This window comes from Streptomyces sp. 7R007 (assembly GCF_054850255.1).
The window spans coordinates 44,148-66,395 of record NZ_JBTWMV010000013.1 but is presented as its reverse complement, the minus strand read 5'-3'; the positions used below and the strand labels follow the sequence as shown (position 1 = coordinate 66,395).

16 protein-coding genes are annotated in these 22,248 nt (G+C 70.8%); 11 read left to right on the top strand and 5 right to left on the bottom strand.

Features of this window, described 5'->3' with window-relative positions:
* Window positions 1-11: 11 nt before the first annotated feature.
* Window positions 12-926 carry an LLM class flavin-dependent oxidoreductase gene (locus tag ACYF6T_RS18965; protein ID WP_461697922.1) on the bottom strand — a complete coding sequence of 305 codons (915 nt, stop codon included), beginning with the start codon at window positions 924-926 and terminating at the stop codon, window positions 12-14.
* A gap of 427 nt (window positions 927-1,353) precedes the next feature.
* Between ACYF6T_RS18965 and ACYF6T_RS18960 the strand changes: the two genes are divergently transcribed.
* The 7 genes from ACYF6T_RS18960 (at window position 1,354) to ACYF6T_RS18930 (ending at window position 7,521) form a co-directional block, all read left to right on the top strand.
* Window positions 1,354-1,698 carry a hypothetical protein gene (locus ACYF6T_RS18960; protein ID WP_461697920.1) on the top strand — a complete coding sequence of 115 codons (345 nt, stop codon included), beginning with the start codon at window positions 1,354-1,356 and terminating at the stop codon, window positions 1,696-1,698.
* 1,062 nt (window positions 1,699-2,760) lie between these two features.
* Complete coding sequence (locus tag ACYF6T_RS18955; protein WP_461697918.1) at window positions 2,761-3,186, top strand: ATP-binding protein; 426 nt, start codon at window positions 2,761-2,763, stop codon at window positions 3,184-3,186.
* Window positions 3,187-3,665: 479 nt separating this feature from the next.
* On the top strand, window positions 3,666-3,869 hold the full coding sequence (locus ACYF6T_RS18950; RefSeq protein ID WP_161148376.1) for a cold-shock protein: 204 nt from the start codon (window positions 3,666-3,668) through the stop codon (window positions 3,867-3,869).
* A gap of 178 nt (window positions 3,870-4,047) precedes the next feature.
* Window positions 4,048-5,493, top strand: coding sequence for a DEAD/DEAH box helicase (locus tag ACYF6T_RS18945; protein WP_461697915.1), 1,446 nt, complete (start codon window positions 4,048-4,050; stop codon window positions 5,491-5,493).
* 89 nt (window positions 5,494-5,582) lie between these two features.
* Window positions 5,583-5,888, top strand: a complete 306-nt coding sequence (locus ACYF6T_RS18940; RefSeq protein ID WP_461697913.1) for a CBS domain-containing protein — start codon at window positions 5,583-5,585, stop codon at window positions 5,886-5,888.
* 6 nt (window positions 5,889-5,894) lie between these two features.
* Window positions 5,895-6,218: an SCO5918 family protein gene (locus tag ACYF6T_RS18935; protein ID WP_461697911.1), complete on the top strand. Its 324-nt coding sequence runs from the start codon at window positions 5,895-5,897 to the stop codon at window positions 6,216-6,218.
* A 697-nt stretch (window positions 6,219-6,915) separates the two neighbouring features.
* Window positions 6,916-7,521, top strand: a complete 606-nt coding sequence (locus ACYF6T_RS18930) for a dihydrofolate reductase family protein (protein ID WP_461697909.1) — start codon at window positions 6,916-6,918, stop codon at window positions 7,519-7,521.
* 122 nt (window positions 7,522-7,643) lie between these two features.
* Here ACYF6T_RS18930 and ACYF6T_RS18925 read toward each other — a convergent pair whose 3' ends face one another.
* The 4 genes from ACYF6T_RS18925 to ACYF6T_RS18910 form a co-directional block, all read right to left on the bottom strand.
* Window positions 7,644-8,168, bottom strand: a complete 525-nt coding sequence (locus tag ACYF6T_RS18925) for a DUF3291 domain-containing protein (RefSeq protein ID WP_461697907.1) — start codon at window positions 8,166-8,168, stop codon at window positions 7,644-7,646.
* A gap of 1,193 nt (window positions 8,169-9,361) precedes the next feature.
* On the bottom strand, window positions 9,362-12,430 hold the full coding sequence (locus ACYF6T_RS18920; RefSeq protein ID WP_461697905.1) for an alpha-L-rhamnosidase-related protein: 3,069 nt from the start codon (window positions 12,428-12,430) through the stop codon (window positions 9,362-9,364).
* A 218-nt stretch (window positions 12,431-12,648) separates the two neighbouring features.
* Window positions 12,649-15,357, bottom strand: coding sequence for a SpoIIE family protein phosphatase (locus tag ACYF6T_RS18915; protein ID WP_461697903.1), 2,709 nt, complete (start codon window positions 15,355-15,357; stop codon window positions 12,649-12,651).
* Between the two features lie 242 nt (window positions 15,358-15,599).
* Window positions 15,600-16,625 carry a LacI family DNA-binding transcriptional regulator gene (locus tag ACYF6T_RS18910; protein ID WP_461697901.1) on the bottom strand — a complete coding sequence of 342 codons (1,026 nt, stop codon included), beginning with the start codon at window positions 16,623-16,625 and terminating at the stop codon, window positions 15,600-15,602.
* 227 nt (window positions 16,626-16,852) lie between these two features.
* Here ACYF6T_RS18910 and ACYF6T_RS18905 point away from each other — a divergent pair, with 227 nt between their 5' ends.
* The 4 genes from ACYF6T_RS18905 to ACYF6T_RS18890 all read left to right on the top strand — a co-directional run bounded on the left by ACYF6T_RS18905 (window position 16,853) and on the right by ACYF6T_RS18890 (window position 22,233).
* Window positions 16,853-18,214 carry an ABC transporter substrate-binding protein gene (locus tag ACYF6T_RS18905; RefSeq protein ID WP_461697899.1) on the top strand — a complete coding sequence of 454 codons (1,362 nt, stop codon included), beginning with the start codon at window positions 16,853-16,855 and terminating at the stop codon, window positions 18,212-18,214.
* Complete coding sequence (locus tag ACYF6T_RS18900) at window positions 18,211-19,137, top strand: carbohydrate ABC transporter permease (protein ID WP_461697897.1); 927 nt, start codon at window positions 18,211-18,213, stop codon at window positions 19,135-19,137. Before ACYF6T_RS18905 ends, ACYF6T_RS18900 begins: the two co-directional genes overlap by 4 nt.
* 4 nt (window positions 19,138-19,141) lie before the next feature.
* Entirely contained in the window at window positions 19,142-20,005 is an 864-nt protein-coding gene (locus ACYF6T_RS18895) for a carbohydrate ABC transporter permease (protein ID WP_461697895.1), read from the top strand.
* A 146-nt stretch (window positions 20,006-20,151) separates the two neighbouring features.
* Window positions 20,152-22,233: a glycoside hydrolase family 2 protein gene (locus tag ACYF6T_RS18890; protein WP_461697893.1), complete on the top strand. Its 2,082-nt coding sequence runs from the start codon at window positions 20,152-20,154 to the stop codon at window positions 22,231-22,233.
* Window positions 22,234-22,248: the final 15 nt, after the last annotated feature.

The following is a 22,248-nucleotide window of genomic DNA, read 5'->3' as shown; positions in this document are numbered from 1 at the left end:
CGCCCCACACGTCAAACGGCCAGTGCCGGAATCACCTCGGCGGCGATCCGCTCCGCCAGCGGCGCAGTCTCGCCGAGCAGGGTGAACAGGACGAGGCCCGCACCGGCGTCGATCACCTCGCGGACGCCCGCCACGCAGTCGTCCAGGGTCCCGGCGACCGCGGCGGCCTCGATACGGGCGATCCGGCGGCCGTAGACACGGGCCAGGCCGGCGTTGATCCGCTCGCGCGCCCGCTCGGCGTTGTCGTCGATGTCGATGTACACGCGCTTGGCGATCGGGAAGTCCGTCCTGCCCGCCTTGGCCGCCTCCTCGGTGACGAACGCGACCTGCTCCCGGAACGCGGCCGTGGTGGACGATCCCGCGCCGAAGAACCCGTCCGCCAGCCGCACCGCGCGCCGCAGTGCCGGCTCGCTCGATCCGCCGAACCACAGCGGGGGATGCGGCTTCTGCAGCGGCTTGGGTTCCATCGACGCGTCCTCAAGGTGCCAGAACTCGCCGTCGAAGGTGACGCTCGGCCGCGTCCACAGTGCCTTGACGAGGTCGATGCCCTCGGTGAACCGCGCCAGATACCGGGTCTTGTCCATGCCGAACGCGGCGAACGGCCGGTCCGGGCCACCGGAGCCGACCCCCACCTCCAGCCGGCCTCCGCTCATCTGGTCGATGGTCGCCAGCGCCTTGGCGAAATGGACGGGCTGGTGCAGCGTGCTCACGAAGACGGTCGTCCCCAGCCGGAGCCGGGTCGTGCACGCGGCGGCGTACGTCATGACTTCCATCGGCGACAGCACGGCCCCGGTGCCGAGCAGCGACTCCTGTGCCCAGACGCTGTGGAATCCGAGGTCTTCGGCCCGCGCGAGGTAGTCACGGAAGGCTCCCGGATCGAACTCGCCGTCTCGGTGGAACTGCGGGATGGAGAGAGCAAAGCGCATGATGACAACGTATCGGTGAACCGGGCCCGAGGGGTTGGACCGGGCGGCTTTCCACAAGCCGTGGCCGCGGCTCTACCCGATCCGCGTCGTGGGCGACGGCCGGCGGCGGCCCTTCCCTTGCGGCAGGTTCTCGATGGGCGGTGCACGGGAGACGACCTGTCCGACAAGCACGACGCACCCGTTGTTCCGTCCGCGTGCTCCCCGTGCCGGAAAACGCTCGACGAGCGCTGGTCAGGCGCCCAGGCGGGGCGCGCTCCGGGCGGTGCCGCGTTGACACGGGTCGTCCCCGGACGTTGACTGACCGGACGGCACAGGGCCGTGAAGGGCAGGGCCGGCCGGGTTTCCGGCAGCCGGAAGCAGGCCGCCGAGAGGGCCAAGGGCGTCTTCGGGCGGCGACCCCATCGCAACGGGAACGGTGCATACGACGATGTACGACCAGACACGCGCCCAGCAACCCGCCGACCGGCCCCCGGGCCTCGCCGGGCGCCGCGCCCCGGGCCCGGAATCGCTGCTCCCGTCCGACGAACGGGACAGGATCGTCCGGCGCCTCGGACACGCCGTGAACACCTTCGCGGACGCTCCCGGCGAGGCCCTGGAGGAGGCAGAGAGCGCCTTCGACGAAGCCACCGAGGCGCTGGTGAACGCCCTCCAGGAACGTCGGCGCGTCCTGCGCGCGGGCTGGCAGGACCGGGACCCCGAGACGCAGTCCGCCGAGCTCCGGCTCGCGCTGCGGGAGTACCGGGAGATCACCGGGCGGCTGCTGCGCACCTGATCCTGGAAGCGGCTGCGCGCACCAACGGCCACCGGTCCTTTGACGCAGGCGCCTTCCGACGGCCGCCGCCGGTCGTTCGATCCCCAGGGGCGGCCGTCTGAGACTCCCCGCGCGGCCGAATCCCCATCACGGGCGCGCGATCGGAGCCTCGTGTCCCGCATCGGGCCCCGCCGGTCTCACCACGACGGGAAGCAGGACGGGGGCGATCACCGGAGCGGGCCACACCGGGCATCGAAGGCCGGCTGCTCCGCAGAGGCCGAGAATCGGTTCTTGCCCGTCGGCTCGCGACGCAGGCAGCGCACAGGCTGCCGAGCGGCGTGCGTTCCGACGGAACCTGTGGACGGCGAAGTCCCGCAAGCCCAGGCGACTTTGCCCCGGGTGAGAACCCTTGCGGGCCTTGGAGGACCCTTCGGACGGGCCCACCCGTCCACGCCGCCAGGGCAGAGTAGCGTGGAACGAACCGGGAGTTGCCCATTCGCCGACGCCCCGTCGGCGTCGATCTCGGCGCGTCACGACGCCGGTCCTGGCCCTTCTTCACTTCAGCCCGCCCGTAGTCTCCCCCTGCGTCCCCCGACCTTTCCGCCCGGCCCCTTGAACGGCGCCTGGTGGCACACCGCAGCGCCTGACCTCAGGGCACGGTGCGACCTGCCCGTTGCCCGGCACACGGTGCGGGCGGCGTGGTTGACATCCGGGTTCGACCCGCACGCGATCCGGCTGTTCGCCTATGGCGTCGGCCCCCGGGACCTGCGGATCGTTCCGCCCGGTGCCGAAACGGCCACGGCCGAGCGGCTGACGACGGCCGCAGCCGAGCCCGCACTCCGCCTCACCGCGAGCGCGCTCCTTCGGGACGCGGGAGTGAGCCATCGTCCGGCAGGGGGCACGTGACCTCTGCGACACTCCCCTCCTGCCCGGCCAGCGATGTCCGGCTCCCCTGTTTCCGGTTGGCGATCACCTGCACCGGGCATCAGCACCGGGCAGGCCCGGCCGGGCAGGAGATGCCACCGACCGGCGAGCGGCCACGGCCAAGGTGGTCGGGTGGCCCAGGAGGGGAAGTGATCCGCCATGCGTACGCATCGGCGTACCCATCGGCGTTCCGCACGAGTCGAGTACCTCCTGCCCGACGAGGCCGAATCGGCGGGCAGGGCACGTAAGTTGACCTCGCAGTTCCTCGCACGGCCTGGCCGCCAGACGGCGGGGCTCGACGCCGAGCACATCGGCGACGCGGCCCTCATCGTCTCCGAGCTGGTCACCAACGCCACGCGGCACGGCGGCAGCTGCCGACTGCGCCTGCACGTGTCGGACGCCCACGTGACCGTCGAGGTCTACGACGGCAGCCCCGGCCGACCCGGCGTTCGGCCGCTGACGACGTGGGGTGAGAGCGGGCGCGGCCTCGCCATGGTGCGGTGCCTGGCGCAGCGCTTCGAAATCAATCGGGTCGAGGGGGGCGGCAACAGAGTGCGCGCGGTGCTGGCCCTGCGCCCGGCCTGACCGGCCCCGGCGTTGTCCCTCGATCGCCTCTCCCCGACCGGGCGTGGCCTGAACGCACCGAGGGCTCTTCGCACCGCGCGACCGGCGGTGCCGCACGACACCGTCGGACGCTGGGTCCTCCTGGTCGTCCCACCCCGCAAACCGGCCGCCGAAGCTGCCCGGCCGATGACAGCCGCGGCCGACCCCGCGTCCCACCTGGGCGCGAGTGCGCTCCTGGCTGGCTGACGGGCGCATATCTGTCGGTTGCAAGGAAAAATCAGGCACGGGAAGCGGGAATATTTTCTGCACAGCCGGAATATTCCCTCCGCGACAGGCGGAGCGAATTTATTCACGGCAAGCAGCCGAGCATGCCGTGCTACTGTTGTGACAGGTTGCAGTTGTGGTTGCCAAAAGGTTCATTTTTCCGACGGGCTGATCATCACGGCGACAGGAGACCGCACAAGGCGGATTCCGAGCACCGTTTCCGAAGGAGAAATAACATGGCTACCGGCACTGTGAAGTGGTTCAACGCCGAAAAGGGCTTCGGCTTCATCGCGCAGGACGGCGGCGGCGCCGACGTCTTCGCCCACTACTCGAACATCGCCACCCAGGGCTTCCGCGAGCTGCAGGAAGGCCAGAAGGTGTCGTTCGACGTCGCGCAGGGCCAGAAGGGCCCGACCGCCGAGAACATCGTTCCGGCCTGATCACAGCACCGACTCATACTTCGCAGCTGGGGCCCGCACCTTGGGGTGCGGGCCCCAGCTCGCTGCATTTTCAGGGGCATCTCCCCTGTCGTCTTCGGCCCGTTCTCGCGATTCTCTGCGCCGTTTCAGCGTGCTGCGGAAATTCCCTGATACGCGCCCGCATCGAGGAAGGTTCCGCATGAACCGAGCACGCCCGTCACGCACTACCCGCACTACCCGCACCCACGACCGCTCCGGCACCCGGCGCCGTCCCCAGGGCCACGACAGTCGGCAGGCCGCGCCCCGCGGCGAATTCACTCTGCCGAAGACGGTCGTGCCCGCACTGCCCGCCGTCGACTCGTTCACCGATCTCGCCCTGCCCGCGCCGCTGCTGGCCGCGCTGGGCCACGAAGGCGTGACCGTGCCGTTCCCGATCCAGGCGGCGACCCTGCCGAACTCCCTGGCCGGACGTGACGTGCTCGGCCGTGGCCGCACCGGTTCGGGCAAGACCCTCGCCTTCGGTCTCCCGTTGCTGGCCCGTACCGCGGGACGGCGTGCCGAACCACGGCAGCCGCTGGCCCTCGTCCTGGTCCCCACCCGGGAACTCGCCCAGCAGGTCACCGACGCGCTCACCCCGTACGCCCGCGCCGTAGGACTGCGACTGGCCACCCTGGTCGGCGGGATGTCCACCGGCAGGCAGGCGAACGCGCTGCGGGCCGGGGCGGAGGTCGTCGTCGCGACACCGGGGCGGCTGAAGGACCTCATCGACCGGGGTGACTGCCGGCTGGGCGAGGTCGCCGTGACCGTCCTGGACGAGGCGGACCAGATGACCGACATGGGATTCATGCCCCAGGTCACGGCACTGCTCGACCAGGTGCGTTCGGAGGGCCAGCGGATGCTCTTCTCGGCCACCCTGGACCGCAACGTCGACAAGCTGGTCCGCCGCTATCTCACCGACCCGGTGGTCCACTCCGTCGACCCGTCGGCGGGTGCCGTCACCACGATGGAGCACCACGTACTCCACGTGCACGAGGCGGACAAGCACCGCACCACCACCGAGATCGCGGCCCGGGACGGCCGGGTGATCATGTTCCTGGACACCAAGCACGCCGTGGACCGGCTGACCAAGCATCTCCTGGGCAGCGGTGTCCGCGCCGCCGCCCTGCACGGCGGCAGGTCCCAGCCGCAGCGCACCCGCACCCTCGCGCAGTTCAAGAGCGGGCAGGTGACGGCACTGGTGGCGACCAATGTCGCAGCGCGCGGCATCCACGTCGAGGGACTCGATCTGGTGGTCAACGTGGATCCGCCCGGCGACCACAAGGACTACCTGCACCGCGGCGGCCGTACGGCCCGCGCCGGCGCGTCCGGCAGCGTCGTCACCCTGGTGACGCCCGGCCAGCGTCGTGACATGGGCCGGCTGCTGGCCTCGGCCGGCATCACCCCGACGATCACCGCGGTGGGTTCGGGCGAGGCGGAACTGAGCCGCATCACCGGGGCACGGGCCCCCTCCGGTGTCCCGGTCGTCGTGACCGCGCCGCCCGCGGAGTCGGCCCAGCGGAGCGCATCTCCCGCTTCCGCCCCGGCCCGAGGCCGTCGGGGACGTACCGTCCGGGGACGGTCCGCCGGGAAGCGCCGCGCAGCTTGACATGCCGCCAGTCCGTCACCGGCCGGCGACGGACTGCCTGCGCAAAGCCGTCGTGCTCGGAACATCCGCCCGTACCGCAGGAGGCAGCCGTGACACCGCTTCAGACGCATCGAAAGCCGACCATCACCGACGTCAAGGCCCAGGTCGACCCCATGCACGCCATCGAGCTACGGGTGTTCGACGACATGACCGTCGAGGTGGCCTTGTCCATCATGGCCGGTGCCGGTGTGGACCACCTGCACCTGTGCGACGGGGACGACGAGCGCACCGGCTCGGTCACCCGGGCCCAACTCAGCGTGCACCGCGACAGCTCCGCCTACACGGACCGCGTCCGGCTCCGGGACGTCCTCGTCGCACCGTGCCCGGCCGTCATCCCCTCCCCTTTCTCCCTGTGAGGCATCATGCGCTGTGTCATCGCCCGCTACCCGTTCGAGCTGACCAAGGTCGGAGTGCTGGCCTCGATGGCGGGCGTCAAGCCCGAGCTCGTCACCGGTGATTCCGTGACCATCGGCCGCCGCCGCTATCCCGTGATGCAGGTCGGTGCGGTCATCACCCGGCAAGACCGCCGCGACTTCAGCGGCGGCGAGGTCACCCGGGCCATGGCCCGGCTCGGCTTCACCTGCCACACCCGTCCCCAGGCCGCACCACTCCTGGACGCGGGTGCCCGCAACCCCCTCCAGACCGCCTCGGACGCCCTCGGGAGTGCCGGCTCCGAAGACAAGTGACGGCGTGCGGCTGCCCGCTCGGCGCCCGGGTGCTCGCCGTGATCGGAGATGACCGGTCCCGCTTCGCCGACGCCCGCGACCTGAAGCCATACGCCGGCGCCTCGCCCGGCGCCGGGATTCACCACCGGCGTCGCCCCGACGACCACGCAGGGTCGCGTCCCGCGAAGTGGTGTAGCGATGTGGAGGTCAAAACTCCGCAGGTCACACATTCCTGCAGGGCCAACGCCCGGGCAGAAGCCGCTCCGGTGGGCTGGAACAGGATCGACACCGACCGAGGCGCCTCGACGGCGATCGCGGCGGAGGCGGTCGCCGGAGCGAGGCGGTCCGGATTCCTACACCACTTGGCGGGACACCTGCCGCTATCTGCACCTGGCGTCCGGCGAGCGCGAAACAAGCACCGAGTCGCCCGCGACCATCGCCCGCCGTCACCGGAGATCGACGCCGGGCGCGACCGCCGGCGAGAGGCAAGAAAGCTCGTTGGCATGGTGGCCGCAGCGCTGTCGGCGTCGCCACGCCCCCGAGGGGCCCGGAGTGTCAAGGATCCGAGAGCTCAAACCACCCCTCCGAAGCAGTTTCCGTCCGTCGACGTCATCGACTGCAGCGTGATGGGTTTTCTCCTTCTTCTCCACAGCGCGGCCGATGAGTTTCCGGCCCCCGGCCGGTCCAAGCTCGTGACACCCGAGGAAAGGACACCGTCATGTCGGAGCTTCTCGTCGACTTCATCACCTCCCTCGACGGTTACGCGTCGGGAGAGGGATGGCCCGGGTTCTGGGGCCTCGAAGGCCCGGAGTATCTCGAATGGCTCGGCAAGCAGCCCGAGGCCACCTACCTGATGGGAGCGAACACCTACCGCCTGATGTCGGGCTTCGCCGCGGGGAAGGTCCCGAGTGGCCAGGACGAGTTCAGGCCCGAGGAAGAAGAGTCCGTCGACCAGCTCACGCAAGCGTCCAAGGTGGTGTTCTCCTCCTCGCTCGAGGAGCCACTGACGTGGGCCAACTCCAGGCTCGTCCGCGACGACGCCGTCGAGGCGGTCCGCGCCATGAAGGCGAGCGGCTCAGGGCTCCTCAGCACGATCGGCAGCCTCAGCCTGTGCCGGTCCCTGCTGCGAGCCGGACTCGTCGACCGCTTCAGGGTCGTGATGTTCCCGGTGATCACCGGGGCCACGGGCGAGGAACGCATCTACGACGGCTATCCGGACGTTGCCCTGGAGATGATCGATCACCGCACGTTCGACGGACGCATCCAGTTGGTCGAGTACAAACCCCGCGTGCTCGAGCACCCGCCGCTCGGCGCCCCTGCGTGACGTCGCCCGGCGCGCCGGCCTGGACGGCTGCCAGGCCGGCGTCGGCGGGCGCGCAGCAAGACCGGAGACGGGGCGAACGACCGAGGTGCGGGCGCTGGCCGAGTGGAGCCGCTGGACCAACGTCACGGCCAGGCTGGAGCTGTGTCCGGGGCGAAGGAGCGGTGGAAGGTGAAGGCGTGCGGCGCGGCGCCGTGGTCGTGGAGGTGTTCCAGCCGGGAGACCCCGTCCTGCCACGTGGGTATGGCGCCGTCGGCGACCCACCAGCACACGTGACTCGGATGCCCCGTCCTTTCGAACCAGTCGTAACGCCTGTTCAGCGCCTGACGGTGCACATCGGTGTAGACGGCGTCGAAGGCGGGGCGCAGATCGGTCCAGAGGGAGAGGGTCGCGGCCAGGGCGGTGGTCTGCGCCGTACGGCCCTTGCCGTACCAGGCCGGCACGGCGAACTCTCCCCAGGCACCCCAGTCCGCCTCGAAGAGCACACCCCGGTCGCCGTCCGCCGCCTCGGCATGGGCGAGGTATCCGGGGTGTCGACTGATCTTCCGGTAGACGGCCTCGCCAACCTCGTAGAACTCCTGCGTGAGACGTGCGGGATCGGCGAGAGGTGACTTCAGAACGCCGAATGTGTACAGAGCAAGCTGGGGCATGCGACTCTCCCTGGGCAGGGCTGCGGGGCGAGGGCTGGTGAGGGGCGACCGCCGAAGACCAGATGAACGTAGCTGCCTCTGCCGAGCCTTGTCGAAGTTGCAGATTCCCTATCTACATGGCTCCCCCGCTGTCGGTACGAACAGCAGGTGCCCGGCCGTCGCAGGCCAGCGCTCCGGCCCGGCGCGCAGTTGGCGCAGGTGAGCATGCCACTTCGACTCGTCCTGGGTTTCGAAGATCACCTGCCAGTGGCCCGTGCCGGGGCTGGTGCGCAGTGCCGCCTGCTGCCTGGCGTCCTGCTGCCGACGTTTCCTTTTTCCGCTGTCCTGGCACCGGCCCAGGAGCAAAGGCATTGATCTGGGGCGCGGGGCTTGAGCGCCCCTCGGATGGGGGTGCAGCTGACGCCGAACGTCTCCGACAGGGGCCGGTTGACCGTCGCCGGAGCCGGCAACTCCAACCTCAAGGCGCGCTACCGCACGCTCATGCACCAGTCGGCGTACGTCCACCGCAGCCACCAGGTCGAGCGAGGCGTAGGCAGCCGGCCACAGCATGAGTTCCGGCTATCGACGCCGCATCATGAACCCGATCAACAAAGCGCGAAGGAAGACGGCGAACACGATGGTGATCCCCCATGTGGGCAGCCCTGCTGCATCCGGAGACCAACCGTGTTGGTGACCATCGCACGTTCGCCTCTCGCGTCGCCTGCCTCGCTTACCCCGGACACGATGAGCAGCATAGGTGAGGGGCCCGTCCGGGCATGACACGGACGGGCCCCTCATCGAGCGCCGGGCAGGCCTTGCACCTGCATCTCCCCGCAGGAAGCGGGGCGTCTTTCCTTGGACCACCAACGCAGCACCAGCCGACCGGAGTTCGGCGACCAGCTCTAGATCCACTATAGCCGGTGCAAGCGCATGGTCTTGGCAGTGGCGTTGCAAGCACGAGGCCCGCGGCGGCAGATCAAAGGCATCGCGGCGCGCGCACGAAGACGCCGCTTCGCCCGCACTGCCAGGTGGCCCATCCGGGCAGGGGCACCGCACACGCACGTATGGTCAGCAGGCTGGGTGCGTAGGAGTGTTGCGTGCCGCGTTCGGCACGAACCCCCGGGGCCGCGGCACGGCCCCGGGCCGGGTGCCGGCGCTGCCGCGGGGGCTGCGCCTGGTGCCCGGACCCTGGGCCTCGACGGTGTGCCGCCGGGTCAGCCGGCCGGGATCGCGTGGAAGCCGGTGTGGCCCGATCCCACCCGGTAGATCGCTCTGCCGTCCCTGACTCCCAGGTAACTCGCGTCGCCGGTCACCCGGTAGGTGCCGCCGTCCACCGTCGGCAGCGCCACGGTGGCGGTGACGTTGACCGGGACGTCCACGGACGTGTTCACGCCGTAGCGGACGCGGGTCCAGTCCACGCCGACCTCGCCTCGCTCGGTCCACTGGGTTCCGGAAGCGTGCGTGAGGCCCTTGTCGGCGGGCGCGATACGCACCGTGGCCGCGCCGGGTGAGGTGACGGTCAGGCCCAGCACGCCCTCCAGGATGCCGGTGATGCCGGAGCCTCCCCAGCCGTGCGAGAAGCTCTCGTTGCTGCTCTGGGAGACCTGGGCGCCGGTGCAGGCGGAGGTCGCGCAGCCCGGGGTCCACTGCTCCCACAGGAAGGTGCCGCCCTCGGCCAGCACCTGGGCGGGGCCGTCGTGGGTGGGGTCGGTGAGCAGGTCGACCAGGGTGTCCGGGCGGTCGGTGATCCGCAGCGCGTCCAGCAGCGTGCGCAGGGTCATCGGGCCCTGCTGCATGCCGAGTTCGGTGATGCGCTCGCCGAGCGCCGCGTACTCGGACGGGGTGGCCACGCCGTTGGCGACGGGAAAGGTCGTGGCGTGTTCGCCGCCGTGCTCGATGCGGCTGCCGTCGGCGGTCAGCCCGTCGCTCCAGGCGCCGGTGTCCGGATCGCGCAGCTGCGTGCGCATCGCCTCGGCGATCCGGTCCGCGCGGCCAGCGTACGTCGTTTGCGTGCCGGTGTCGTCGAGCGCGGCGGCGGCCTCGGCGACGGACCGCAACGCGCCCACGCCGAGGGCGTTGACCACGGTGCGGTCGGTGTTGCCGCTGGTGACGTAGCCGTACCGCATGGGCGCGGGCCAGTCGATGATGCCGTACAGGTAGGAGCTGGTGCCGCCGGGCAGGTCGGCTATCAGGCCGCGGCTGTCGACGGCCGCCCAGATGTAGTCGGCGATGTTCTTCATCACCGGCATGGCCAGGGCGAGGAGTTGCCGGTCGCCGGTGGTTTCGTAGTAGCGCAGGACCCAGGCGGGGAACATCTCGGTGTAGTCGGGGATGTCGCGCTTGGCGTCGCCGTTGGGGTAGACGGCGTTCATCGCGCCGTTGCCCCAGTAGCGGGCCTGGGAGTTCATGAAGGCGACGATGGCCTGGCGGGTGAGGCTGCGCTCCCCGGAGGCGGCCATGGTGGCATACGACTCGTCCACGGTGTCGCCGAGGAACTGGCCCTTCTCCCGGGTGGGGGTGTCCAGGAAGACGTTCTGCGCGGACTGCAGGGCCGAGCGCTGCATGAGGGCGAAGACGTCGTCGAGGGTGTCGTCGGAGGAGGTGAAGGCGGCCGGGTGGGCGGCGTCGGTGTTCTGCACGACGGCGGTGACGTCGTCGGTGGTCAGGTTCTCGCCGGGGTCGCTGATCTGCAGGTAGCGCCAGCCCCAGTAGGTGAAGGGGCGCGCGGTCTGGGCGCCGTCCTTCTCGGTGTAGGAGAAGCGCATGGTGCTGCCCTGCGTGTCCAAAGCGGAGGTGCCCGCGCGGGAGTTCTCCACCCAGGCGCCCGCGTCGTGGGCGGCGCTCAGCGGTTGGTCGACGGTGACGTTCCTGCCGTCCACGGCGGTGACGGTGCGGGTCTCGGGGTGGCCCGCGCCATAGCCGTCGGCCGGGGCGTCGACCACGATCTCGTCGCCGGCCACGACGTTCGACGTCGCCGCGAGCGTGAGCGTGGTGTCGCCGGTCTGGACGGCCGAGGCCAGGGTGGAGTTGTTGCGCCGGTAGCTGGTGGTGAACGTCAGCCGGCGGCCCGCGGTGCCCTCCCGCAGCCGCACTGACGGCACGGCCGAGTAGATTTTACCGAAGTCGGCGAAGACGGTGCCGTCGGGCAGGTGCAGCAGGGACACCGGGTGGACGACCTGGTAGGACAGGTGGGCCTGCAGGGCGGAGAGGTGGGTGAAGGCGCACGGCGCGGAGGCGCCCTCGTAGGAGGAGCAGGAGGCGGGGGCCGGCCGGGGGTGGGGGCCGACGACGGTGGCGGCGGACCAGCCGCCGTCGTCGTAGCCGGCGGTGTCCCAGCCGGTCAGTTCCGCGGTCGCGTCGTAGTACTCGACGCGGTCGCCGGCGTCGCTGTTGCGGTAGGTCAGCGTGTCGACGCGCTGGGGGTCGTAGCGGTGCACCTTCCAGGAGCCGTCGGAGACCATCACGTCCCGGCTGCCGTCGGCGTGGTCGACGACGACCTTCACCAGCAGGCCGTCCGGCCCCTCGGGGCTGCTCGGCCCCTTCGCGCGGCCCTGGCAGGTGCAGTTCCAGTAGTGGGTGACGACGCCGACCGGGAGGTTCTCGCCGGCCTCGACGCCGTGCAGCGTGGCGACGTCGTAGTAGCCCTCCCCGGCGTACTCGTAGGAGGAGCTGCGCTGCACCACGCGGCCGGCGACGTCGACCTGCCAGTCGCCCATGGCGGCGACGTAGACGCGGGCACTGCGCACGGGGCTGCCGTCGGACACCCGCATGACCTTGCGGGCGGCCGTCCATTCGTTGGCGGCGTCGTTGCCGGTGGCGGGTCGGCGGATCCACTGGGCGCCGGACCAGTCCTGGTCGCCGAGGCCGGTGCCGAAGGACGCGGCGGCGTAGGGCGATGCCAGGCCGGCGCGGTCCCAGGTGCGCACGCTCCAGCGGTAGGACGTGCCGGGCCGCAGCCGCGGTCCGTCGTAGGCCACCCAGGACTGCTGGGAGCCGGACACCCGGCCGCTGTCCCAGACGGTGTCGCCGTCGGCGTCACGCACCACCAGCTGATAGGCGGACTGCACCTCGCCGCTGTCCGTGTCCTGGGGCAGCCAGCCGAAGGACGGGGTTCCGTCGACGGCCGACGGGTCGGTACGGTCGTCGACGGTGAGGCCGGCCGGTGCCTCGGGGGCGTGGTCGGGGGCCGGGGCGGCCAGGGCCTGCGGGAGCGCGGTCGCCCACAGTCCCACCACCAGCGCCAGCACACTGATTCTTCGTCGCGGTGACCACCGCAGGTTCATGACACGCTCCCCATCGAGCATTTGAACATTTCAATCGTGCGGGCAGACGCGGGAGTCAGCCAGGGCGCGGAGCGAAAGGGTAGCGACATAAGCCCACTTCACATGGGCAGCCGCTTACACCTCGGACTCGACTCCTGAATTTGAAACGTATCAATCCCTCGTCGTTCGTGAGGCTAGGTAACGGCTGTGTCACCTGTCAACGGCCGTGCACACGCCTGTTACAGGTCGGTCCACTGCTCCAGCAGGGCCTCGGCCGTATCGCCGCCCGGCTCCTTGTCGTCCCGGTCGTGGAGCGCCTGTTCGGTCCAGATGACCTTGCCGCCGGACGTGTAGCGCGTCCCCCACCGCTGCGCGAACCGCGCCACCAGGTACAGGCCCCGGCCGCCCTCGTCGGTGGTGGCGGCCCGGCGCAGATGGGGAGACGTGCTGCTGGCGTCGGACACCTCGCAGATCAGCGTCTGGTCGTACAGCAGCCGTACCGTGATCGGCTGAGTTCCGTAGCGCACCGCGTTGGTGGCCAGTTCCGAGACGATCAGCTCGGTGGCGTAACTGACGCTGTCGAGTCCGCGCTCGGTGAGCCAGCGCGTGCAGGCCGCCCGGACGGGGGCGATGGCCGCCGGGTCCGAGGCGAGGTTCCAGGTCGCGATGTGTCCGGGGTCCATACAGCGGGTGCGGGCCACCAGGAGGGCCACGTCGTCACTGGGACGGGCCGGCAGCACGGATTCGAGGACGGCCTGGCAGGTCGCCTCGGGATCGCGTTCCGGATGGCCGGTGAGCGCGTCCCGCAGCAGCTCCAGGCCTGCGTCGATGTCCCGGCCGCGGGCCTCGACCAGCCCGTCGGTGAAGAGCACCAGACGGCTCCCCTCGCCGAGGGCCAGCTCGGCCGTCTCCACGGGTTCTGTTCCGCCCAGCCCGAGGGGCGGTGACACGGGTACGTGGGGGAATTCGACGGTGCCGTCCGGGCGCACGACGGCCGGGCCCGGGTGGCCTGCCCGGGCCATGGCGGCGCGGCCGGAAGCGGGGTCGTACACCGCGTACAGGCAGGTCGCCCCGGTCACGTCGGGACCTTCGTCGCCGTCGGCTTCGTCCGTGTCGATCCGGGTGACCAGGTCGTCGAGGTGGGCCATCAGCTCACTCGGCGACAGGTCGAGCGCGGCAAGGGTGTGTACGGCGGTGCGCAGCCGTCCCATGGTGGCGGCCGCGTGCAGACCGTGGCCGACGATGTCGCCCACCACCAGCGCCACCCGCGCCCCGGGCAGCGGGATCACGTCGAACCAGTCGCCGCTGACATCGCTCGACTCGGCGGGCAGATAGCGGTAGGCCACCTCCAGCGCGGTCGGCGCGGGCAGGGAGGCCGGCAGCAGGCTGCGCTGCAAGGTCACCGCCATCGCGTGCTCGCGGGTGTAGCGGCGGGAGTTGTCGATGGCGACCGCCGCCCGCGCGGCCATCTCCTCGGCCAGCGCCAGGTCGTCCTCCTCGAACGGTTCCGGCTTCTTCGACCGCCAGAACCCCGCCACCCCCAGCACCACGCCCCGCGCACTGAGGGGCACCGTGATCAGGGAGTGGACGCCGTGCTCCACGATGCCGGCGGCCCGCTCGCCGTCCTTGGGCCCGAATCCGGGCACGTAGCCGGGCACCAGCCCGGGCAGCACGCGCAGATCGGGATCGATCGCACCGCGTCCCTGTGTCATGTCCCGCGCCCGCGCCATCGCCGTCACGAACGTGACGTCCGCGCCGACCGGCGTGAAGGGTGCGTCCCCGATCCCTGCGATCGCCACCCGTCGCAGCGTCCGCTCCCGCCCGGTCGGCTCGTCCCCGCCCAGCACCGGCTCCGCCAGGTCGACGGTCACGTAGTCGCAGAACTGGGGCACGGCGACCTCGGCCAGTTCCTGGGCGGTCCGGGTGACGTCCAGCGTGGTGCCGATGCCCAGGCCGGCGTCGTACAGCAGCCGCAACCGCTCCCGGGCCGCCTCGGCCCGGCCCGAGAGGTGCCTCAGTTCCGTCGAGTCACGCAGCGTCGCGACACTCCCCGAGGTGGCGCCGTAGGGTTCGAGGAGCCGTTGGTTGACCGCCAGCACCCGCCCGCCCGACAGATGCACCTCGTCGGTCGCCTCCCGGCCCGACGCGAGCAGCTCCGCCATCGGTGCCGCCAGCCCGAGTTCGTCCACCCGGCGGCCCTGCGCCTCGTCCGGCAGCTCCAGCAGCCGCCGGGCCTCCTCGTTGGCCAGCAGCAGGCGACGCCGCGCGTCCACGATCACCACACCCTCGCGGGCGGCCCGCAGTACCGCGTCGTGCTGGTTGTACAGGCGGGTGATCTCGGCCGGGCCGAGCCCTCGGGTCATCCTCAGCAGCCGTCGACCGACGAGCAGGGCACCGATCGTGCTGATGACCACCGCGCCCGCGCTGACCCCCACCACCGCCGGCACCTGCGCCATCGCGGCCGCGCTCACGCTCGACACGGTGACGCCGACCACGACACCGCCGACCACCCGGCCCCGGTCGTCGCGCACCGGGGTGAAGGCGCGGATGACCTGGTGGCCGTCCCCTGACACGCGCCCGGTGACCGTGCGTCCCGTGTGCAGGGCATCGAGGTCCGCCCGGACGGTGACGCGCCGGCCGATCATGTGCGGGTCGGTGTCGGCGACTCTGTAGCCGTGCGAGTCGATGATGACGACGAAGCCGACCTTGTCGAACCCCCCGGACCTGGCTGCGTACGGCTGGAGCACCGCGGTGGCGTTCGTGGATGCCAGGGCGTCCGCGGTGCCCGGAGCTCGTGCGATGGCCTCGGCGACGTTGCGGGAGCGGTTGGTGGCCGCCTCGGTGGCCTGCCGCTGCGCCGCCAGCACCAGCACCACCACCGCCGTCACCGCGAGGAGGACGGTCATCGTGACCTGGAGCAGGAACATCTGCCCGACGACGCTTCGCATGCTCAGCAGCGATCGCGGTCCCCGCATGGCGCGCCGTTCGCTCCGCGTGCGCTCACGGTGGGGTGGGGCGTCGGCCGGAGGACGGGACCAGCGGGAATCGGGCATCTTTCACCCCTTTCACCCGCAATTGTCGCATCGACCTGTGACACCGGACGGTCACCACCGCCCACAAGGCGGACGCCCCAGCCGCGGGCGGGGGCCGCTGTCCGGTGGCCGAGTGTCGCCCGTCCGGGCCGAGACGGTCAGCGTGCCTCGCGTGCGTCCGCGGTGCTGCCCCTGACCAGCAGCCGGTAGGGGGCCTTGGCGTCGGCGGGCGGCGGTGCGGTGCCCTCGATGACGGCGACGAGGGTGCTGACCGCGGTGCGGGCGAGGTGCGTCTTGTCGGGCGCGATGGTGGTCAGGGTCGGCGAGCTGTACTCGCCTTCCTGAATGCCGTCGACGCCGACGACCGCGATGTCCTCGGGTACCCGCACGCCGGCGTCGGCGAGGGCGTGCATGGCGCCGATGGCGAGCAGGTCGTTGTAGCAGAAGACCGCGTCGGGCGGCTCGGGCAGGGCGAGGAGGTGCCGCATGGCCTCGGCGCCGAGCCGGCGGTGGAAGCGCGGGGTGGGGACGATCAGGCTCTCGTCCACGAACAGCCCGGCCCGCTCCAGCGCCTGGCGGTAGCCGATGGTGCGCAGTTGAGCGGTCTCGCCGGTGCTGTAGGGCTGGTCGCCGATGGCGGCGATGCGCCGGCGGCCCAGGGAGACGAGGTGTTCGGTGGCCTCGCGGGCAGCGGCGATGTTGTCGATGGCGACGTGGTGGAAGTCGCCGTTGAAGATGTGCTCGCCGAGCAGGACGACCGGCACCCGGTTGGTGCGGCCGCGCAGTTCCTCCGCGGAGATGCTCAGGGGGCTCAGCAGCAGTCCGTCGAACATGGTGGCGCGCGACTCGCGGCCGAGCAGCTCGCGCTCGCGCTCCGCGTCGCCGTCGGTCTGGTCGAGCATGACGACGTACCCGTGCTCGCGGGCGGCGGTGATGACCTCGCGGGCCAGTTCGGCGAAGTAGGGCACGTCGAGTTCCGGGACGACCAGGGCCAGCATGCCGGTGCGCCCGCGGCGCAGATTCCGGGCGACCAGGTTGGGCCGGTAGTCGAGCTCTTCCAGCGCCGCTTCCACCCGGGCCCGCAGTTCGTCGGAGACGGGGACCGACTCGTTGACCACGTTGGAGACCGTACGTATGGAGACTCCTGCGCGTCGGGCGACGTCGCGGAGGGTGGCACCGGCCATCCAGGGATCCCTTCCTAGTGCTGTGCGCTGTTGTGGGCCGCTGCGGCGAGGCTGCCTCCGACTCGCGGCAACCGAATGTTACTCGGGTATTGCATCGTTGCAAAAGACGTCGCATCATCTCTGCATCGTTGCAATCGAGGTGGCGCGTGCGCCGCCGGGACTCCGCTGTGCGCCTATTCTGCGCGCCGTGGATCCGGTGACGCCATCGCCGCAGAGGAGCCGCGCACATGTCCAGACCCACCGTTCCTCGCCGCAGTGTCCTGCGCGGCGCCCTCGGCGTCGGTGCCGCAGCCGCCGGCCTCGGCCCGCTCGCCGCCTGCGCTCCGGGCTCCAGTGGCACCGAGCCACGCAAGCTCACCGGGACGCCGAGCGCCTCGGCCAAGGGCGAGATCACCATCTGGAACCGCTCCGGCGACCTGTTCAAGGTCTTCGACGCGGCCATCGACAAGTTCCGCAAGGCCTACCCGAACGTCAAGGTCAACCACCAGGCCGTCGACATCGACGCCAAGCTGGCCAACACGCTGATCAGCGGCGCCGATCTGCCCGACGGCAGCTTCTGGGACGACGCGAAGATCGGCGGACAGGCCGAGCACCTGTACGACCTCACGGACCTGATCGAGCCGTACCGCAAGGACACCTCGCCCTACAAGCTCTCGGTCAACACCGTCGACGGCCGGATCTACGGCGTCCCCTGGGACCTCGACCCCGGACTGCTGTGGTACCGGGAGGACCTGCTGGAGGAGGCGGGTGTCGATCCGCAGACCATCGCCACCTACGAGGATCTGCTGGACGCGGCGCGGGCCCTGAAGGAGAAGAACCCCAAGGCGGGCCCCATCCACCTGGAAAAGGACCCCTTCCTCGGCCAGCTGTGGCTGGAGATGCTCGCCAACCAGCAGGGCACCAGCCTCGCGGACGCCGAGGGCAGGCTGCGGCTGGACTCCAAGGAGTACCGGACGATCCTCAACTGGGTGCGCACGGCCGTCCACGACGGGCTGGCGACCCACACCGAGTACCTCAAGCAGGGAGACCTCGCCGCCCTTGAGGACGGCCGGCAGGCACTCGTGCCGTGGGCGGTGTGGTGGTCCTTCGCCCCCCAGCAGCTGCTGAAGCAGACCAAGGGCAAGTGGCGGGCCACCCGGCTGCCGGCCTGGACGCCCGGCGGCGCGCGCAGCGGCGCCATGGGCGGCAGCAGCTTCATCATCCCGGCCAAGGCGAAGAACCCCGAACTGGCCTGGCTGCTGTACGAGTTCCTCTGCTTCAAGCAGCCCGGCTACCGCGCGGTGTACGGACCCAGCAGCGTCTACCCGGGCGGCCTCAACACCTCCGTGCCCAGCTACACACCCGCCCGCAAGGCCGACGATCCGCTGTTCAAGCCCGTGGCGGCCCTCGGCGGCCAGAACCTGTGGAAGGTCACCGTGGACGCGGCCGCCGCCATCCCCGCCGCCGCGCCGATCCCGTCCTGGTGGGCCAAGTCGGTCGACTACCTGGGCGACAACGTGCAGCGGCTGATGGAGGGGAAGATGACACCCGACGACGTCATCGACGACTCCACCCGGAAGATCCAGCGCAACCTGGTGGACCGCGCGTGACCTCGGCAACCCTCTCCCCCGTACGCAAGCAGCACACGGCAGCGCCACCACCGTCCCGCACCCGCCGCCGCCTGTTCCTCACGCCCTATCTCTTCGTCGCACCGTTCTACGTCGTCTTCGCCGCGTTCGGCCTGTATCCGCTGGTGTTCGCCTTCCAGTTGAGCTTCACCGACTGGAAGGGCGCGGGCGCGGCACACTTCATCGGCCTCGGCAACTACAGCTACCTGCTCACCAGTCCGGAGTTCTGGTCGTCGCTGGGCAACAGCGCCGTCATGTGGCTGCTCATCGTGCCGGTGCAGATCGTCGGCGGTCTCGCCGCCGCGGTGCTGCTCGCCAACGCCCGTCTGAAGGGCCGCGGAATTTTCCGGGTGGTGTTCATCGCCCCGTTCGTCACCCCGCTGGTGGCCATGGCCCAGGTGTGGATCGTGGTCTTCGACACCGACTACGGCCTGGTCAACGCCCTGCTGAACCTGGTGGGCCTGCCCGACGTCGCCTGGCTGACCTCGACCGCGTGGGCGAAACCCACCCTTGCCCTGCTGTTTCTGTGGAAGACCACCGGCTTCGCGATCATCATCCTGCTCGCCGGCCTGCAGGCCGTACCGCCCGACGTGTACGAGGCGGCGGCACTCGACGGCGCCTCGCGCCGGCGGCAGTTCTGGTCGCTGACGCTGCCGCTGGTGCGCCGCAGCATCGCCTTCCTCGTCGTGGTGCAGACCCTCGCCGTCTTCCAGATGTTCGCCGAACCCTTCGTGGTCACCCAAGGCGGCCCGTACGGCTCGACCACCACCGGCGGCCTGTTCCTCTACAACCACATCACCTCATCCGACCTCGGGACCGGGGCGGCCAACTCCTTCCTGCTCGTCCTGCTGGTGTTCGCCCTGTCCCTGCTGTCCGTGCGCCTGCTGCGCTCCCGAGACGAGTGACCCGATGAAACGCAAGAGCCTCTCGCAGCCCAGGCCGAGCCCCTGGCAGTACCTCGTCCTCGTGGGCCTGGCCGTCGTGTTCGTCTACCCCATCTGGTGGGCGGTCAGCTCCTCTCTGAAGCCGGCGAACGAGATCGTCCGCTCCCCGCTGTCGTTGTCGCCCGGCTCGCTCACCTTCGACAACTACCGGTCGATGCTCCACGACGTACCGATCGGCACCGGGTTCCTCAACACCCTCCTGGTCGTCGTCGTCAAGGGCGCGCTGACCATGTGCCTGTGCCCGCTGGCCGGGTACGCCTTCGCCAAGTACCGCTTCCCCGGCCGCAATCTGCTGTTCGGCATCCTCATGCTCACCCTGATGCTGCCGACGCTCGTCCTGATCATCCCGCTGCTGCTGGAGATGAGCCAGCTGGGCTGGGTCAACACCTACCAGGCCCTGATCCTGCCCGGCAGCATCGACGCCTTCAGCATCTTCTGGATGCGGCAGACCATTGCAGCCGTCCCCGACGAACTCCTCGACGCCGGCCGGGTGGACGGGGCGGGCGAGCTGGGGATCTTCACCCGCATCGTGGTGCCGGTCATCCGTCCCGGCATCGCCGCACTCGGCGTCCTGACGGCCATGAACATCTACAACGACTTCGTCTGGCCCGTCGTCGCCGTCAACGACGAGAGCCACCAGACCCTCCAGGTCGTCCTGTCCACCCTCGCCCAGAACGTCACCGGCAACCGCATCGGCGCCGACTTCAGCACCGTCTGGGGCGAGCTGCTGGCCGCGGGAAGCCTCGCGATGCTGCCCGTCCTGCTGCTGTTCGTCCTGCTGCAACGGCACTTCATCAACGGAATCCTCGCCGGCAGCGTCAAGGGCTGACCGCACAGCCGGCCCGCGTGCCCGCACCCGCCACCGTCATCCACGGCCGGCGCATCGCGCATCCGCGATCGCGAACCGCCCCTCGCCGGGCGCCGGTTGGCCGACCGCACCGCCTCACGCACCTCACGATCGGAGCACCCACGCCCATGCCCGCCCCCCGCCCCGAGTACCCACAGCCGCACTTCGACCGCTCGCACGCCTGGCTCAGCCTCAACGGCACCTGGGACTTCCGGGCCGACGCCACCGCACAGCACACCGCGGCCACCCCCGACGGCTACGACCAGCAGATCACGGTGCCGTTCGCCTGGGAGACACCCGCCTCCGGCATCGCCGCGCACTGGCTGCAGACCGCCTGGTACCGCCGTACGTTCACCGTGCCGTCCGCCTGGCAGGGGCAGCGCATCGTCCTGCACTTCGGCGCCGTCCACCACGAGGCCACCGTCTGGGTCAACGGCATCGAGGTCGCTCACCACGAAGGCGGCTACACCCCCTTCTGCGCCGACGTCACGGACGCCCTCGGCGACGGCGAGCAGCAGGTCGTCGTCCGCGTGCACTCCCCGGCCGACAAGCTCGACCTCGCCCACGGCAAACAGCGCAGCATGCCCCGCGACGACTACGACGGCGTCTGCTTCACCCCCTCCTCCGGGATCTGGCAGAGCGTGTGGCTCACCGCGCGCCCCGCCACCCACCTCACCGCCCTGCGCCTGCGCCCGGCAGCGGACCTGGCCGGCCTCACCGTCGACGCCACCGTCGTGGGCCCGGGCGCCGACGGCTCGCGGCTGACCCTGCGCGTGCGCGACGAAAACACCACGGTCACCCTGGACGTCGGCGCGGACGGGCAGGCCAGTGCCCGACTGCCGCTGGCACAACCGCGGTTGTGGTCCCCCGAGGACCCGCATCTGTACTACGTCGACGCCGAACTGACCAGCGCCGACGGCACCGACCGCGTCACCGGCTACACCGGGCTGCGCTCGATCACCGTCGACGGCGAGGCCCTGTACCTCAACGGACGCCGGCTGTTCGTCCGCGGCGTCCTCGACCAGGGCTACTGGCCCGAGACGGGGATCACCGCACCCGACGACGCGGCTCTGCGCCGCGACCTGGACCTCGCGGCACAGGCCGGCTACAACCTCGTACGCAAGCACCTGAAGCTGGAAGACCCCCGCTACATCCACCACGCCGACCGCCTCGGCATGCTGCTGTGGGCGGAACCCGCCTCCACCGGCCGCTTCTCACCCGAGTCCACCACGCGGTTCGCCGAGCAGATCGAACCGATGGTGGAACGCGACGGCAACTCCCCCGCCATCGTCATCTGGGGCCTGTACAACGAGGAATGGGGCCTGGACTGGGACGTCCCCGGCGACCCGGCCAAGCAGCAGGCGGTGCGCGAGGCCTACGACCGGCTCAAGGCCCTCGACCCCACCCGGCCCGTCGTCGACAACTCGGGCTGGACGCACGTCAAGACCGACCTGCTGGACTGGCACTACTACGACGAGAGCGCCGCCCAGTGGGCCACCACCATCGCCGACCTGCTCTCCGGCGCACGCGACGACTTCCCCGTCAAGCTCGGCCCCGACTGGGTCGTGCGCAAGCAACTCGCCGTGCCGGGGCAGCCGTTGCGCGGCCTGCCCAACCTCAACAGCGAGTACGGCGGCGGCTTCACCGGCCTGGAGCGCGCCTGGCACCTGCGCTGGCAGACCCAGGAACTGCGCCGCCACGACCGGCTCGCCGGTTACGTCTACACCGAGTTGTACGACATCGAGCACGAGAGCGCCGGGCTGCTGGACTTCCACCGCGGGACGAAGGACCTCGCGGGTGTCGATCCGGCCCACGTCAACGCGCCCACCACGCTCGTACTGGACGTCACGCCGGTCGCGCCAGGCCGCGACCTGCTCACCTCCGCGCGGGAGTTCACCGTCCCCGTGCGCGTCTCCCACCATGGCACCGAACCCGTCGCCGGCACCCTGCACACCGCCTGGACGCCCGTGTACGGCTCCACACCCGACTCCCTCGGCAGCCCCGTGCCCTCGGGCCGCGCCGAGGCCAAGCCGTACGTCCTCGGAGAGCCGGTCACCGTGCCCGCCGTCCTGCCCGACGGCTGGACCAGCGGACGTCTGCACCTGGCCCTGGTGACGGACGGCACGGTCGTGGCCCGCACCGCGCTCGACGTGGACACCCGCACCGCACGGCACATCGGCGACGACGCGCAGGCCCACCCCGTCGATTGACCGCACCCGCGACCA